This window comes from bacterium (assembly GCA_021371935.1).
In the GTDB taxonomy this organism is placed as follows: Bacteria; Armatimonadota; UBA5829; order UBA5829; family UBA5829; genus UBA5829.
Genome location: JAJFVF010000022.1, coordinates 213,220 through 229,456 on the forward strand (window position 1 = coordinate 213,220; position 16,237 = coordinate 229,456).

A 16,237-nucleotide genomic window follows, 5' to 3' on the forward strand; every position below is an offset into this window, starting at 1 on the left:
TCACAACACTACGAAAGATCAACTACATTAATTTTCGGTGCAACCCAACACAGCGGTGAATTTTCACCAGGTGTTCTAACGGGACACCTTTTCTCAACGTCAAAATACCCATAATGACCTTGAGTAAAAGGGTTTGTATATAAGCTATCAAACAATACGAACTGCACTTTGTAGCGCCCAGTAGAAATTTGCAAAGGATCAAGTTTGAAATTCAGCTCGTGAATGCCCTCAGACACAGAAACTTGCTGCGCCAGCCCAAGACATCGTATATCACGTTCATTGATGAGATTTACCAATAAGCGCATGTCATCTTTGACTGATGACCTTATAGTGGCCGAAAGCACCATCGGCGAGTCAGAATCAAAGCGTTTGCATGGAACACCGTTTTCGTCAAAGAGTTTGATGCTTTCCACAGCAACCTCATCTGTTCCATAACCAGCATATCTTTTGACTAGCTGCAAAGAATCGGGGTCACTACTAGAAGCACTCCACACATCATCCGAAACCGAATCCTGCAACATCAACAATTCATATTTCGCAATGGCCTCGGTCACATCACCCTCGTAAACAACCTGCCCTTTATTGAAAGCAATGCCTTTGTCTGCCACTCCCTCAACAGACTGCATATTATGGCTGACAAGTATGAAACTAGTACCGCTCTTCTTTAGTTCCATGAGGTGATTCAAACATTTACGCTGGAAACGTGCATCCCCAACCGCCAAAACCTCATCCACAAGGAGAATGTCAGGATTGCAGTGCGCCGCAACAGCAAAGCCCAACCTTACAAACATTCCACTCGAATAGTACTTCACTGGAGTATCAAGAAAATCACCAATGTCTGCAAAGTCAATTATCGAATCGAGTTGCTTGTCTACTTGCGATTTGGTCATTCCGAGAATAGCAGCATTGACATATATATTCTCTCTACCGCTGAGCATCGGATGGAAACCTGCTCCCACGGCAATCAGTGCTCCAATTCTGCCCTGCACTGTTATCTCACCTTTGTCAGGCCAAAATATTCCATTGATCATCTGCAAAGTCGTGGTTTTTCCAGAGCCATTTGGCCCCACAAGACCTATACTCTCACCCTGTCGTAACTCGAACGATACACCATCGACCGCCCAAAATTCGTGTGATCGGAGCTTACCAGAACGAGTGCTAATGCCAAGTAGATTTCTGGTTATATCAAAAGTAGCGTACACCATGCTTTTTTTGACCGATTTACAGAATTTCTTGGAAACATTATCGACTCTAACAACAACATCGCTACTCATCAACTATATCCTCTCAGCAATCCTACTTTCGGTCAAATGAAAGATTGTTATACAAACCATCAGTACAAGTGCACTTATCACTGCAGATATTCCATAACCCAGCAAATGATGGGTGTGCCCTGTTAGCGCTATCTCTCGCGGAACACTGGTCAAATAGTAGAGCACATTGTAACGTGCCATTACCGCAATCAGACTGGACTTTGGGCTATAGAGTACAGGAGTCAACATGAGAAAAAAACTTGTCAAAACAGGTATAGCTGCACCAAAATCACGAGCTACAGCATTAAGCAATGCTGCCATAAATCCAACTCCAAGGCTCAATAACATCATTGGAATAACAAGAATCGGAAGCAATAGGATACATGGACTAGGCACTACTCTGTACACAATGCAGAGCACAAGTGCCAAAACAAACTGTATGAGAAACGAAAGAATGGAACTGCCGACAGAAGCTATTATCAGAGATTTCTTCGAAAAGTTGATCTTTGAAATCATAGAGCCTGCATTTACCAAAGAGTTCGCACTTGTAACCAACCCCACCGCAAACAATTGCCATACGGACATACCAAGGATTGCATATATTGGGTAAGGGGCCCCAGTTTTGCCGATATTGAATACCTGAGATTTACTCAGTATCATGTAGGTAGCGACTATTGCGATGGGATTAATTAGGAGCCAAAGGAGACCTGCGATTGACTGCTTGTACATCGCGAACATATCACGTTTAAGAATCTGAATGGTAAGCCACCTATTTGCTATAACTTCTCGAAAAATCTCCTTGACAATACCTATTCTGCCTTGTCTGAGACAGTTGTCGGGGTGATAAGATACCTTAATATTCATGCATGCATTTCCTAAGTTGTATGAAGTGTTGACATACATTGATGCAGTGCCCATAATGTAAGTTAGGGCATATCTGTATTATAGACAGATCAGTGTCAAAACTCAAATGCGTAAATCCATAATTGCTCATTGTCAAAGAAATAATCTTCCGCAATCTGTCGCTCTGAGGCGGCAACTATCGCGGTAACCACTCACTGCGCCCAAGATAACGTGACTTGATCCTTACTAATATACTCTGAGCTGTTACTCAAATCCAATATGGCAATAATCGTGTGATATGGAATATTATGGCTGTGCAACTTGAACATCAGCAAGCTTCATAATTAATGGAGGCACATATGAGCAAATATCTGATAACCGGTGGAGCTGGTTTTATTGGAAGCAACATCGCCGAAGAGTTAGTTAGGCAAGGCGAAAACGTGCGTGTGCTTGACAATTTCTCCACTGGACTCCACAGCAATCTCGCTTGTGTAGAAGACAATATCGAGATCATTGATGGAGACCTTCGCGATCCCGAAACGTTGCAATTGGCTGTTCATGGAGTTGACTATGTGCTTCACCAAGGAGCTTTACCTTCAGTACCACGATCGATTGAAGCACCATTTACCTCAAATGCAGTAAATGTGGATGGGACTCTGAACCTGCTGATTGCGGCAAGGCACGCCGGTGTGAAGCGGCTGGTTATGGCATCGTCATCGTCTGTTTATGGCGACACACCCACACTGCCGAAACGGGAAGATATGATGCTAAGTCCGCTTTCGCCCTATGGAGTGTCAAAGCTAGCCGCAGAGCAGTATTGCATGGCATTTTATGCTTCATATGGATTTGAGACTGTTGCCTTGCGGTATTTTAATGTCTTCGGACCACGGCAGAACCCTATGTCCCAGTACGCCGCTGTAATTCCGCTTTTCATTATGTCAGCACATACCGGAACACAGCCCACAATCTATGGAACAGGCGAGCAGTCGAGAGATTTTACCTATGTAGACAATGTGGTTGAGGCAAACATACTCGCTGCAACAAAGCCAAAAGCAGCCGGAAAGATATTTAACATTGCGGCAGGAGGAACTAATACGCTCCTCAACGTTCTTGCACTTATAAGCAGTCTTCATGGTGAACAGCTCATCCCTAAACACGAGCCGCAACGCACTGGTGATATAATGTACTCATACGCAGACATATCACGCGCACAAGAAATACTAGATTTCAAGGTAAAAATCGGGTTCGAGGAAGGGCTAGCTAAAACCTATAGCTGGTTCAAACAAAATTGTAAACAGCAAGAATGCTGCTGATAGATACGATAGAGTCAAAAACGGTTGGTATAGTCGCCTTTAGCCACATCGGCTTTCATCAGGCTATTGTGTTTACCAACGGAGACTTCAATCGATGCAGATTATAAAAATGGAGTTACGTCAATGAAATCGCCTATGCTGATGTCATATCAGATTGATTATGTGAAACGGCACTGCAGGACGGTGATACGGTACCTGACGCCGAAAAAAATAATAAACATATTACGAAACACCTTAGAGATGCGTGCGTGCAAAACTGTTTTGAAAAGTCGTCCCCTATCCGTCAAAGTCGAGGCCTCAGCAATGTGCCAGCTGCACTGCCCAGGGTGTTCGTGGCATAAGGATGGCAATGGTCCGACCCTACCAGAAAACCTTAGACTCTCTTACAATGATTTTGTAAAGATAATGGAACCAATAGTTGATACTACTGTCTCTGTCAGTTTTAGTCTTCGCGGTGACGCATTCACCAATCCTGAAGTCTTTGATATGATCAGATACTGCCATGATCACAACATTGGATCGGAAGTACCTTCCAATCTATCTTACAAGTTTTCCGACAGCGATCTGATGAAAATTATAGACAGCAAACTTGACCACCTTATAGTGGCGGTAGACGGAACCACGCAGGAGGTCTACGAAAAGTATCGCAGAGGTGGAAAATTGAACTGGGTGCTCGATAACAGCAGAAGGCTGATCGAACTCAAGAAAAAGGTTGGTTCCCATACACCACTGATGGAATGCAAGTTCGTTGTCTTTAGGCACAACAAGCATCAGTACGATGATGCAAAACAACTCAGTCAAGAAATTGGATTCGACCGGTTCAGTTCTGTTCTCGACCATGGAGATCCGGATCGTTTGAAATTCCGCGCCGATAAGTTAGAGCATCTAGATCGGACACATAAACCATGTTTTTGGGTCTACAGGACTGCTATCATTTGTTGCGATGGAATGGTCTGTCCATGCTGCAGTGATAAATTCAATATGGGAAACGCAATTAGTGATAATATATTAACGGTCTGGAACGGTGCAAAATATCAGGCTCTGCGACAAATGTTTGTGACAGGCAAACCCACTGATGACAATAGCAAAGGCTGCATTGGTTGTCCGAGTTTTTGGGGCACTAAGCACTATATGAAACAAACAACTGACTGAGTTGCCAGCCCACGTCAGCAAAAGATATTTTGATTGTGAGTGCAATAGTTCACATCGTTGTTTTGCGTGTTATCTTCAATTTGTAGCTCGGACACTTGCCAAAAACTGAAGCGTGAAGCAAATCGTTTGTGATTGAAACAGACCCGCGTTGAGGCCTCCATAACAAGAATAAAACTCGAGAGAGGTTCAGCAAAAGTGAACGAAAAAATTTCGGTTATAGGACTTGGATATGTTGGATTGCCCGTCGCAATTGGTTTTGCGCAGAGCTATTCCGGCACCGTAGGATTCGACATTAATATCGATCGCATTGCAGAACTGAAAAATGGGAAGGACCACACCTTGGAGGTTTCGCCTGAGAAGCTGAAATCCTCAACCATCAAATTTACAACTGACCCGGAAGACATGCACGGATCGACGATATTCGTAATAACGGTGCCGACTCCAACGGATATGAGCAAACAGCCTGATTTGACCCCGCTTCGCAAGGCTTCAGAGACTGTCGGCAAAGTGCTTGGCAAAGGCGCGATTGTCGTATATGAGTCAACCGTGTATCCGGGTGTCACCAGAGAATTTTGCAGGCCAATTTTAGCTAATGTATCTGGTTTGAAGCCCGGTGACGACTTCACAGTGGCATACTCACCCGAACGGATAAATCCTGGTGACAAGGAGCATACTCTGGAAACTATTACGAAGGTAGTCTCAGCAGAGGACGAACAGTCGCTTGCTCGGGTTGCAAGAGCATATTCGCGAATAGTTACCGCAGGAATTCACAAAGCTCCCAATATTGAAACCGCAGAAGCCGCCAAGGTAATTGAAAACTCTCAGCGGGACATCAATATTGCGTTTATGAACGAGTTGGCCTTAATTTTCGATCGTATGGGAATTCGAACTATCGACGTAATTGAAGCCGCAAGCACGAAGTGGAACTTCCTCAAATTTGCGCCGGGATTGGTTGGCGGCCACTGCATAGGTGTTGACCCGTATTATCTGACTGCGAAAGCCGAGCTTTTGGGATATCACCCAGAAGTGATCTTGGCTGGACGCAGGATCAACGACAACATGGGCAACTATGTTGCACAAAAGCTCATAAAACTGTTGATCTACATAGGCGCAAGTGTCAGAGATGCAAAAGTAGCTGTGTTGGGTCTCACATTCAAGGAGAATGTGCCTGATTTACGCAATAGCCGTGTGCCGGACATAATCACCGAACTCAATGAATTCGGTGTGTTTCCAAAGGTGCATGACCCGCAGGCATCCGTAGCAGATGCGAAGAAAGAATACGGGGTAGACTTGTGCAAATTTGATGAAATCGGCAATTTGGATGCATTGATTCTTGCAGTTCCTCACAAAGAATACTGCAGCAATGTAAATGATCTGCTCAAACTTGTCAAGCCCGGCGGAATAGTGATGGACGTAAAGTCCGCATTGGATCCGAAAATGGTGAAAGAGACGCATGTTTATTGGTCGCTGTAGTTCCGGAGAAATACGTGAACAATTGCATGCGCCTATTATGCCTAGCGATCCTGCATTCCTACTGATTGCTACGGTATGTATAACAAGTAAATAAGGCCTTGTGAATCTTGTTGCATGTGCTATTGGGGTGTCTCAGCAACTCTATATTCAGCATATTCATATGTGTTGGAACAAAGGCTTTTGTCCTAGCACAAACCCGCTCTCAAATTATCGACCACTGTAACTTGCGTTTGCTCATCAATTTTTGGCCATATTGGCAGGCTCAACACTTCGTTTGAGCACATATCCGAGTTGGGCAGAGGTCCAAAGTCCATCTGGGAATAGACAGGCAATCTGTCCAGCGGGACTGGATAATACACGAAACTGCCGATCTCCGACTCAGCCAGAGATTTCTGAACGGCATCACGCTTGCCATTGAGAATGCGGATGGTATACTGATGGTACACATGTTTGGTGTAATCCGCCTCAGATGGAGTAATCACACCCGGCAGGCCGGCGAGCATTTTGTTGTATCGCGCAGCAGCCTGCCTCCGCCCTCCATTCCACTCATCTATGTGCGGTAGTTTCACACGCAGGATTGTTGCCTGCAGTTCATCAAGTCTGGAATTGTAGCCAATGACCTCGTTGTAATACTTCCTGGACGCGCCATGAACTCTAAGCATTCGAGCCTTGGCTGCCAGTTCGTCGTCATTTGTTACGAAGAGGCCACCATCGCCGAATGCACCGAGATTTTTGGACGGAAAGAAGGAGAATGCGCCGGCATTACCGATTGTGCCGACCTTCTTACCCTTATATTCGCTGCCGAATGCCTGTGCAACATCTTCCAGAACCTTGAGCCCATGCTTTTGCGCGATCTTCAGCAGTGGATCCATATCCACAGCATGTCCATAAAGGTGGACCGGAATAATGGCTTTCGTCTTTTCGGTGATCTTCTCTTCAATTTTACTGACGTCAATGTTGAACGTGGCCGGATCTATGTCCACAAACACCGGTATCGCCCCGACTGCACTGATACACTCGGATGTTGCAAAGAACGTAAATGGCGTAGTGATGACTTCGTCACCGGCACACAGGCCAAGCGAGCGAACACCAAGCACCAGCGCATCTGTGCCGGAATTGCATCCGACGGCATGCTTTGCTCCCATATACGCGGCAACTTCACTCTCGAAAGCCTTTACATTCGGCCCCATGATGAACTGCCCACTTTTGATAGTGTTTTCCAGTTCATTGACCAACTGATCCCAAATCGAGTCTATTTCCGGTCGTGTATTCAAAAGCGGTATTTTAGCCATAGTCTTTATCCCTCTTATGATCGCAATCTTTCAATTGTTTTTTGCAATATTCTAATGACTTCTAGGCCATTTCTGCCATCGGAAATTGGTGTCAGACGCTCCTCGCAGCACTTAATGAAGTGCTCCAATTCTAGTCTTAACGGCTGCCCACTGCCCTGATATATGACCTCGCTGCCATTATCCACGTTCTGGAGATTGGTATCAATGGTCTTTTTGTGCAGCATCACAACCTGATCGGCTTCATTGTATTCCAGCATGGCATTAGTGCCGACGATGACCATTCCACGGTCCTTCTTAGGCCATAACCATGAGCAATGTAAATGCGTCTCTATGCCCTCGGGAAAACCTAGATGCAAATATATATCATCTTCCACATCCGTCTGAAGCACCCTATGACCCGTGATGTTAAGTTTGGAAGGCGACTTACCCAACAGATAAAGCACCACAGCGACATCATGCACGCCCAGGCTCCATAAAACGTTTTCAGCGCTCCTGGCTCTTCCAAGACCCAGCCTGTGCTGATGGATTGAGTGCACTTTGCCAATAAGGCCGTCGTCAAGTGCCTCTTTCAACCACTGTATGGCCGGTTGATGCAGTAAGAGATGCCCGACCATCAACACTCTATCCAGCTTGTCAGCCGTCTCCACGAGGTCTTCGGCATGAATTGCACGCAGAGTCATCGGTTTTTCGATGAACACATCCTTGCCGTTCTGCAGCAACTCCATTCCGATATCATAGTGTGTGGGAGCAGGTGTGACAACAATAGCAGCAGCAATGTCGCTTTCGAGCACATGGTTAATGTTATCCCACACCGGTATTCCTGGGTATTCAGACGCAAAGGCCGCTCTTGCTTCGGCGCTTGTTTCAACGATAGCGCCAAGCGAACCCATATCATGCAAGTTTTTGACGTGGTTCTTACCCCAGGCTCCCGCTCCGATTACTGCTACTTTCATATTGAGGTGTTCCTTTCCAGTAACATTCTAATTATTTTAACACAAGCTTTTCCATTACCAAAAGTCCAACAACAGACTGCTTGTCAAATCTACTGAAATAAAAATGAGGCTGTGGATTGATTATAGGCAGTCAAAACCGAACTCATTTCTGGTAAAAATCAGTTGGTGAAGCCTATCGAGCAAAAAGCAACACAAATTCTGTTGATTGATCGGCTATCAATTGGGATTTCATTACCGGAGATGCTGCCTATGGCATGCCCTAAACAAAACAAGAGTTTGTCTGAATACTTTAGCCTTGTTTGATTACCTGAGTATCGCTTACCTTCTTGTATGTGTGCCCGATAGTGTCTGTGAATGTGTCACTTGTGGAAAAATCCATAACGTCTCCATATGCACTCATCCAGCCGATTATCTTTGCGGGAACTCCGGCTACTATCGCATAGCTGGGGACATCCTTGGTGACAACAGCACCGGCTGCCACAAAAGCACACTCATGCAGCGTGATGCCGCACCTTATAGTGGCATTGGCACCTATGCTTGCACCGCGCTTGACTAGTGTTTTGTGATAGTGCTCACTGGAAGCCCGGGGATATTCGGAGCGTGGGGTAATCACGTTGGTAAAAACCATACTCGGTCCGCAAAACACATAGTCCTCCAAGATTACACCTTCATAGAGCGACACATTGTTCTGCACCTTACATTTATTGCCCACCTTAACATTCGGAGACACACACACGTTTTGGCCAAAAATACAGCCCTCGCCGATTTCGGCTCCGGACATGATGTGGCTGAAATGCCAGATCTTTGTACCTTTGCCGATTATTGCTCCTTCGTCAACATAAGCCGACTCATGTACAAAATAATCGCTCATTATCTATGCCCCTCAGTTCGTAATTTATTTTGGTGTTCAGTGAGAATGCGGGCGACCTTTCCAAAGAATCGCAGTTGCCATATAGATCACAACATAGAATGCACAGCGTCTATTATGCAGCCAACTCTATCACTGCAAGCGCTAAGTTGATAGCAAAGCTGATCAACACCCGGTAGTGTTGAGTTATCCCTGAACTAATCTCATTCCTTCGTGCATTGGTAAATTGGGACCAATAGTAGCTTGTATTGCATAATACGGACTTGCAGTTGATCATGTTCCCCACATCTGATGCAGCAGAAAATATAGCAAAAGAGTATAATTGATCTGTCTGATATAGTGTATTTCACGGGCAGCACTAGTGCATAAGTAGTCTGCCAAAGATCGGATTCAATCGTATATGTCAAACAAGAAAAGCTTTCCGCTCAGTGTGTGTATCTTTCCAGAACCGGGTCCAAATGCGGCGAGAACCGTCAGCTATCCCAACTATATCCATGAAATTCTAAAGCATGCCGGACTCTGTTACTCTTCTATAGACGTTGACGATATTGCAGGTGCTCTTGATGATATTAAGCTTCTGCTCACTGTCGGCGAATACACACTGCCCGATGAACTCGCAGACCGTCTTCGCAATTGGATAAAATACGGCGGCGCGCTGGTCAGCATAGGAGGAATCTGCGGGCTTGCGGATGTCTTTGGTGTCCAGCCGGAACTGCCGACATTTTCACGCCGGGCAGTCAAATTCAGCACGTTGGGCGAGGGCTATCTCGATCCTGATGACAAGAAGCATCAGATAATTGAGCATCTGGACATTCCACTCCATTTCTTCAACGGCATCTCCGTCATTGCTGAAGATGCACAGGTGATCGCACGAGTGCTCGATGCACATCACAGATCGACATCACACGCCGGAGTGACCGAGCGCAAATACGGTGATGGCAGATGCATTTTGATCGCGTCGGACATTACCGGGTCGGTCGTTAGGATTCAACAGGGCGTGGGAGTCACTCGTGACGGTGTCTCTGCTCCAGACGGCACCGCTTCCATATGCGATAATGCGCTAAAAAGCGGAGACGGCGGCGTCCTGGACTGGTTTTTTGATCGTGAGCAAGTGGTAGGAATGCCTGGTTACAGTGCGTTCACTCAACCGGTGGCCGACCAGCTTAGAGAACTGCTTATCAGGTCGATACTCTATCTGGCAAGTGATATCGGTCTGACGATCCCTCTTCTGTGGCTGTATCCGAGGAATCTGCCTGCCGTGGCTCATCTATCGCACGATTCTGATAATAACAATATCGAAAATGCGCAGAGAATGCTTGAAATCCTCAATGAGGCGGATATTCATTCAACCTGGTGCATAATCATGCCCGGATATCCCGAAAATATCATCGACGATATCAGGAAGTCGGGTCATGAACTTGCGATGCACTTTGACGCTATGTCCGGCCATACGAACTGGAGCGAGGAAGAGTTCGACAAACAGTGGCGGGGACTGCTGGAGCTGTTCGGCGGCAAGAAACCGATATCGAATAAGAACCATTTCCTGCGCTGGGAAGGTGATGTTGAGTTCTTCGAATGGTGCGAGCGCCATAATATCATGCTGGACCAGTCCAAGGGCGGATCGAAAGCCGGTGATTCCGGGTTTACATTCGGCACATGCCATGTCTATTTCCCTGTGGACTTTAGAGAAAAAACACTGGATGTGCTCGAACTGCCGACTCTCACACAGGATTTAACAATTTCTGCTCCGGCTGAGCTTGCAGCGCCGTTGATCGCAGCCGCTCTCAAGCACCATGGCATATTCCATCCACTTTTTCACCCCGCACATGTCCTTAAAGAAGACGTTGCCGCCGTGCTTCAGAAAGTTATCGCCGATGCAAAGTCGGCCGGGTTGGAATGGTTCACAGCAGAACAGATCAACTCCTGGGAACGAGCCAGGCGCAGTGTCGAATGGTCCGATTACCATGTGTTGGAAGACGGTGTCAGTGTAGTTGTCGAAGCAACTTCACCACTCAAGGACGCTTCACTAATGTGGCTGACTGCCGATGATGCGCAAATTGATATAGACGAATCAAACTCCGACACCAGCAAAGTAATACGGTGGGGGTTCAGATTCGTCTCGACTCTTGCAGACCTGCAACCCGGATCCAAACGTGTTTTAAGACTGAACAGTCGTTATTGACTGAGAAGTTCCTTAAGGCGCTTCAAGGCCTTCTGCTGCAGGCGCGAAACATGCATTTGAGAAATGTTGAGCCTCTTGGCTACTTCGGTCTGGGACATGTCCTTGAAAAAGCGATAATAGATTATCGCCTTTTCGCGAGGCTCCAGACAGTCCACGGCCTGCTTTAGATCGCCGTAGGTCTCTATGGACTGAAGCGAAGAGTCTATATCGCCCACAAACTCGGCAAGAGTCAACGGTGCGGATTCGCCCTCATACGGCAGCTTGCTGTCAAGAGAGACTGTATCATATGCGTTTCCGAGTTCGATCGCTTCAAGTGTCTCTTCTTCGCTCGCTCCGACCTTAACGGCAATCTCCTGGATCGACGGAGGATGACCCAGTCGCTGGCTGAGTTCCTCAGATGCCTTGTTTGCGGCTAGGTTAAGCTCCTGTAGCCGCCTTGGGACCTTAAGGCTCCACGCCTTATCACGGAAATGACGCCTTATCTCACCGACTATCGTGGGAGTGGCATAGGTGGAAAACTTTGTCCCCCTTTCGGGGTCGAACCTGTCGATAGCATTGATCAGCCCGATCACACCAACCTGAACCAGGTCTTCAAGCGGCTCGCCTCTGTTTGCGAACTTGCCCGCCAGAAATCGGACCAGGTTCTGGTGCATGATGACCAGTCTGTCTCGTGTCTTTCGATCACGGAGGCGAACATATTCCCGAAAAAGGCTCTCGGCCTCTTCCTCGGTCCACTCAGCGACAGAACTCTTCTTTTTCGCCGTGGGGTTATCGTTGTCCAGCATACTTGACCATCCGAACGCGCGTGCCGTTGTCATTCGGTTCCACATTGACCTCATCTACAAGTAAGGTTATGAGCAGCGCTCCAAGATTCTCAGGTTCCTGTTCGGCGCTGTCGGCTGTCTCGCCGTCACTCCTGGGACCGGCCTCGTCTAGTATGTCTACAGTCAGCTTGTCGGGACCTATCTCACTGCGCAGAATTATGCTGGATTCCGTCTTCGAGTTGCGCTCAGCCCACTCGACCGACGTTGTGCAGGCTTCCCCTACCGCCAGCCGGACATCCTCGACTTCATCATAAGAAAACTTCATGCGGCTGGCCACACCAAGAATCGCCAGCCTTGCTACACCAACATACTCCGGCTTGCACGGTATCCTCAGCTCCACACAAGCAGGACATTCGTTGTTTGGCACGTTTACACTATCTCCTTTCCCATGACCTCACGGGCGTCTTCCTCGGAATTGTAGATATCGAAAATTTTATCCAATCCGGTGATCTCGAAAACCCGACGAATCCGAGGACTCGGGCAGATCAGCACCATATTGCCGTCAGCCTCTCGCATCCGCTTCAACCCTCCGATCAATACGCCGAGAGCCGTGCTGTCCAGATAATCGACCTTGGTGAGATTCACCATAAGTTCTTTTGCGCCGCTTTCGAGAATGTTGATGATCTGCTGCTTGAGCTGCGGCGCCGTGTATACGTCCACTTCACCTTCAAGTTCGATTAAGGGAAGCTCCTTCTCCAATGTCCTGACGTCTATTTTGAAGTTCACTCTGTGTCACCTCATCTTATTCGGCGTCTCATTTGACTGCCGTCCTCATCTGTGGCACACATTCACATCCATCCCGTAACGATTAGAACTCAGGATTTTCGGACTCTTCCGATGTCTCCTCTTTCTTCGACTTTATTGCCTGCTTGCCCGCATCAACCGCGCTTACGACCTTATCGCGAGTAGATTCAAGCAGTTCTTTGCTCTTTTTGACCAGTTCCTCGCTGGACTCAGAAAGGTCATGAACTATCTTGCCGGCCTTATCGCAGATATCATCCTTGGCATGCTTGATGTCGTCTCTCGTCTCACTGCCGGATTTTGGAGCAACAAGCAGCGCAGTTACTGCGCCTATGAGCGCTCCAAGACCCATCCCAGCCAGGAAATTTATGAATACACCTTTTTCCTCTCGATTTTCATTCATCGTTGGATTCCTCCTTTGATTGTTTGGCGCTTCTTAACGTCTTGATTCCTTCCTTTATCCCCTGCACCATCGAAAGCAGGGTTGCCCTCGAACTCGAAACTGCCTTTTCCGCAGCACCGACTATCGTCTTGCCTTCGACAAGGTCTTCGACGGATTGAGCAGCACGCCCCACCCTGTCTACCTGCATCCGTGTCGCGATCACCAGATCATTTGTATGCCTCAGCACACGCCCGGCTTCTTCGGCTAACGGCATGATCTCTTCTCTGAAAGCCTTCAGAGTCTCCTCAAGCTCGTATGTCGCACGAGAAAGCCGCCTGAAATATATGGCCAGTCCGACTACCAGTAATATAAGGATCACGCTCAGCAAAACTGTGACCGTGACCAAAAGCCAAATCATCTGCGCACTTCACTTTCCAACGCCGATTCCACCCGGTCAGCTATTATCCCGCCGCCCAGAACCTCATCACCATCATAAAACACAGCCGACTGGCCTGGTGTGACTGCGCGCTGAGTCTGCTCGAAATCAAGCACGGCGCATTCGTCCGGCAAGGGTCTGAGGACCGCAGGCGAATCTTGCGCATTATACCTTATCTTCGCTGATACGGCAATGGATTTCGAAAGTTTCTCACCCGATATCATATTTACATTCTTTATTAGCACGGCCTTTTGCCCAAACTCGCCCGGCTCGCCTAAAACTATAGTATTCGACCGCACGTCAATCGCAATCACATACAATCTCCTGCCCGACGCCACACGCAGACCCCGGCGCTGGCCGACCGTGTAAAACGCTATCCCTTCATGCTCACCCAAGACCTTTCCTGAAGTGTCTACTATAGGTCCCGGCTGCATCAACTCCGGCGCAGACTTTCTTAGAAAATCCTGATATCCGCCGCCTGGTATGAAGCATATGTCCTGGCTTTCGGGTCTATCCGCCAGATGCAGATTCAACTGATCGGCCATGGCGCGCACTTCTTTTTTAGTATGATACCCCAGGGGCATGAGTATCTTACCCAACTGGCTTTGATTGAGCCTGTACAATACGTATGCCTGGTCTTTTGTCCTGTCCACACCCTTCAGCAGCTTCCACTTCGACGTCGACGCGTCCCATACTATTCGAGCATAGTGGCCTGTCGCAACATATTCCGCATCAAGTTCGTCCTGAGTATACTTGAGCAGTTCGCCGAATTTGATCCTGGGATTGCACACCACACAGGGATTCGGCGTCCGGCCACGACTGTATTCGTCTACGAAATTCCTCACCACACATCCGGCAAACTCATTGCGGACATCGAGCACGTGATGCCGTATACCCAAATTCGACGCAACCCGCGACGCATCCTGCTCCGATTGACGCGCAATTTTTTCTATGGTCTCATCATCAGACGACCACATCCGCATCGTGACCCCTATCACCTCGTAACCTTTGTCAAGGAGCATCGCGGCAGCAACGGAACTGTCGATGCCTCCGCTCATGGCAACAACTACCCTTTTTGGTTTGATGGTTTGAGAGTCTGATGGTTTGAGAGTCGCCTTGCTCTCTACCATCGAACCATCGAACGATCCAACCATCCGACTATCCAATCCCATCCGAACCAGTCTTTCGCAGTTTTTCAAGGCGCTGCTTGAACTTTGCCTCATGGCCGTGCTCGGTCGGCTCGTAATACGGCCCACTGCTTGCGCCGGGCGGCAAATATTCTTGATCGACGTGATGGCCGGGGTAATCGTGCGGATATTTGTATCCCTTACCATGCCCGAGGACCTTTGCACCGGGATAGTGCGAGTCTCGCAGATGAACCGGTACCGGGGGTCCCTTTCTCTCCATTACGTCTCTGTTTGCGCGATCTATCGCCAGGTAGCTCGCGTTGCTCTTTGGTGCGCAGGCCAGATATACACTCGCCTGAGCCAGAGGAATCTGAGCCTCCGGCATGCCCACGAACTGCACAGCCTGCGCAGCCGCATTGGCTACAACCAGCGCCATCGGGTCAGCGTTTCCTATATCCTCCGCTGCGGCTATCACCAGCCGCCTCGCCACAAACTTCGGGTCCTCCCCTGCTGCCAGCATTCGCGCAAGCCAGTATACCGCCGCATCGGGGTCAGAACCGCGCATGGACTTGATATATGCCGAAACGGTATCGTAGTGGTTATCCCCATTCCTGTCGTATTTCAACACCCTTTTTTGAACAGCTTCTTCAGCAATTTTTAGTGTGACAGTCTTCAATCCTGTTTTGGAATCGATATCGGTTGACGCGACTGCCGATTCAAGAGCATTTAAGGCATTGCGGGCATCACCATCTGCTATGTCCACAATATGTGCCAAAGCGTCTTCTTCCACCACAATATTTTCACTGCCGAGGCCGCGCTCAGCATCATGCAAAGCACGGTCGACAAGCAATTGCACATTCTCATTTGAAAGAGGCTCGAACCTGAATATCCGCGCGCGAGAGAGCAGTGGTGTGTTGACCTCGAAATATGGGTTCTCTGTGGTTGCGCCGATAAGGACGACCGTGCCATCCTCAACATGCGGCAGAAGCGCGTCCTGCTGGGCTTTATTAAATCGATGAATCTCATCGACAAAGAGAATCGTCTTTCGACCGTCGAGTTTGCGCTGCTCCTTTGACCGGGCAATCACTTTGCGCATCTCGGGAATGCCAGAAGTGACGGCGCTGAAGTTTTCAAACCGTGCCCGGCTGTGGTGAGCGATGATTGCTGCCAGCGTGCTCTTGCCGCAGCCCGCCGGTCCCCAAAAAATCATGGAGGGCAGCTCATCTTTTTCAATTGACGTGCGGAGGAGAGTCCCGGGAGCCAGAATCTGCTCCTGGCCGACGAACTCGTCAAGAGTCCTAGGACGCATACGCGCGGCAAGCGGCTGCTGGGATAACTCTTCGGGTGTTTCCGGTAAAAGATTGGGCATGTACATAGACTTCCCAATTTTGGGTGCGA

At 48.1% G+C, this 16,237-nt stretch carries 16 protein-coding genes; 4 read left to right on the top strand and 12 right to left on the bottom strand.

What is annotated here, in order from left to right; translation table 11 throughout:
* Nucleotides 1–8: 8 nt before the first annotated feature.
* A complete protein-coding gene (locus LLG46_15460) occupies nucleotides 9–1,274 on the bottom strand; it encodes a polysaccharide ABC transporter ATP-binding protein (protein MCE5324692.1) in 1,266 nt (421 codons plus the stop codon).
* 3 nt (nucleotides 1,275–1,277) lie between these two features.
* Entirely contained in the window at nucleotides 1,278–2,117 is an 840-nt protein-coding gene (locus LLG46_15465; protein MCE5324693.1) for an ABC transporter permease, read from the bottom strand.
* A 338-nt stretch (nucleotides 2,118–2,455) separates the two neighbouring features.
* Between LLG46_15465 and LLG46_15470 the strand changes: the two genes are divergently transcribed.
* The 3 genes from LLG46_15470 to LLG46_15480 all read left to right on the top strand — a co-directional run bounded on the left by LLG46_15470 (nucleotide 2,456) and on the right by LLG46_15480 (nucleotide 6,034).
* Nucleotides 2,456–3,409: an SDR family oxidoreductase gene (locus tag LLG46_15470; GenBank protein MCE5324694.1), complete on the top strand. Its 954-nt coding sequence runs from the start codon at nucleotides 2,456–2,458 to the stop codon at nucleotides 3,407–3,409.
* A gap of 405 nt (nucleotides 3,410–3,814) precedes the next feature.
* Nucleotides 3,815–4,561, top strand: coding sequence for an SPASM domain-containing protein (locus tag LLG46_15475; GenBank protein MCE5324695.1), 747 nt, complete (start codon nucleotides 3,815–3,817; stop codon nucleotides 4,559–4,561).
* A gap of 195 nt (nucleotides 4,562–4,756) precedes the next feature.
* Complete coding sequence (locus LLG46_15480) at nucleotides 4,757–6,034, top strand: nucleotide sugar dehydrogenase (protein ID MCE5324696.1); 1,278 nt, start codon at nucleotides 4,757–4,759, stop codon at nucleotides 6,032–6,034.
* A 185-nt stretch (nucleotides 6,035–6,219) separates the two neighbouring features.
* Here the strand turns inward: LLG46_15480 and LLG46_15485 are convergent, their stop codons facing one another.
* The 3 genes from LLG46_15485 to LLG46_15495 all read right to left on the bottom strand — a co-directional run bounded on the left by LLG46_15485 (nucleotide 6,220) and on the right by LLG46_15495 (nucleotide 9,150).
* A complete protein-coding gene (locus LLG46_15485; GenBank protein ID MCE5324697.1) occupies nucleotides 6,220–7,326 on the bottom strand; it encodes a DegT/DnrJ/EryC1/StrS family aminotransferase in 1,107 nt (368 codons plus the stop codon).
* A gap of 14 nt (nucleotides 7,327–7,340) precedes the next feature.
* Nucleotides 7,341–8,279 carry a Gfo/Idh/MocA family oxidoreductase gene (locus tag LLG46_15490; protein ID MCE5324698.1) on the bottom strand — a complete coding sequence of 313 codons (939 nt, stop codon included), beginning with the start codon at nucleotides 8,277–8,279 and terminating at the stop codon, nucleotides 7,341–7,343.
* Nucleotides 8,280–8,568: 289 nt separating this feature from the next.
* The gene (locus LLG46_15495; protein MCE5324699.1) at nucleotides 8,569–9,150 is read right to left on the bottom strand and encodes an N-acetyltransferase; all 582 of its coding nucleotides are present in this window, start codon (nucleotides 9,148–9,150) and stop codon (nucleotides 8,569–8,571) included.
* A gap of 397 nt (nucleotides 9,151–9,547) precedes the next feature.
* Here LLG46_15495 and LLG46_15500 point away from each other — a divergent pair, with 397 nt between their 5' ends.
* Nucleotides 9,548–11,329, top strand: a complete 1,782-nt coding sequence (locus tag LLG46_15500; GenBank protein ID MCE5324700.1) for a hypothetical protein — start codon at nucleotides 9,548–9,550, stop codon at nucleotides 11,327–11,329.
* Here the strand turns inward: LLG46_15500 and LLG46_15505 are convergent.
* From LLG46_15505 to LLG46_15535, 7 genes are all read right to left on the bottom strand, one after another.
* Nucleotides 11,323–12,147, bottom strand: coding sequence for a SigB/SigF/SigG family RNA polymerase sigma factor (locus tag LLG46_15505; GenBank protein ID MCE5324701.1), 825 nt, complete (start codon nucleotides 12,145–12,147; stop codon nucleotides 11,323–11,325). The genes LLG46_15500 and LLG46_15505 overlap by 7 nt on opposite strands.
* Nucleotides 12,098–12,520: an ATP-binding protein gene (locus LLG46_15510; protein ID MCE5324702.1), complete on the bottom strand. Its 423-nt coding sequence runs from the start codon at nucleotides 12,518–12,520 to the stop codon at nucleotides 12,098–12,100. The genes LLG46_15505 and LLG46_15510 overlap by 50 nt, the downstream gene beginning before the upstream one ends.
* Nucleotides 12,521–12,522: 2 nt before the next feature.
* Nucleotides 12,523–12,879 (bottom strand): STAS domain-containing protein, encoded by a 357-nt coding sequence (locus LLG46_15515; protein ID MCE5324703.1) that lies wholly within the window; start codon nucleotides 12,877–12,879, stop codon nucleotides 12,523–12,525.
* Nucleotides 12,880–12,961: 82 nt separating this feature from the next.
* Nucleotides 12,962–13,297 carry a YtxH domain-containing protein gene (locus tag LLG46_15520; protein ID MCE5324704.1) on the bottom strand — a complete coding sequence of 112 codons (336 nt, stop codon included), beginning with the start codon at nucleotides 13,295–13,297 and terminating at the stop codon, nucleotides 12,962–12,964.
* The gene (locus LLG46_15525; protein ID MCE5324705.1) at nucleotides 13,290–13,694 is read right to left on the bottom strand and encodes a hypothetical protein; all 405 of its coding nucleotides are present in this window, start codon (nucleotides 13,692–13,694) and stop codon (nucleotides 13,290–13,292) included. Before LLG46_15525 ends, LLG46_15520 begins: the two co-directional genes overlap by 8 nt.
* Nucleotides 13,691–14,866: a tRNA 2-thiouridine(34) synthase MnmA gene (mnmA, locus tag LLG46_15530; GenBank protein MCE5324706.1), complete on the bottom strand. Its 1,176-nt coding sequence runs from the start codon at nucleotides 14,864–14,866 to the stop codon at nucleotides 13,691–13,693. The genes LLG46_15525 and mnmA overlap by 4 nt, the downstream gene beginning before the upstream one ends.
* Nucleotides 14,867–14,870: 4 nt before the next feature.
* Nucleotides 14,871–16,214 carry a replication-associated recombination protein A gene (locus LLG46_15535; GenBank protein ID MCE5324707.1) on the bottom strand — a complete coding sequence of 448 codons (1,344 nt, stop codon included), beginning with the start codon at nucleotides 16,212–16,214 and terminating at the stop codon, nucleotides 14,871–14,873.
* Nucleotides 16,215–16,237 lie beyond the last annotated feature (23 nt).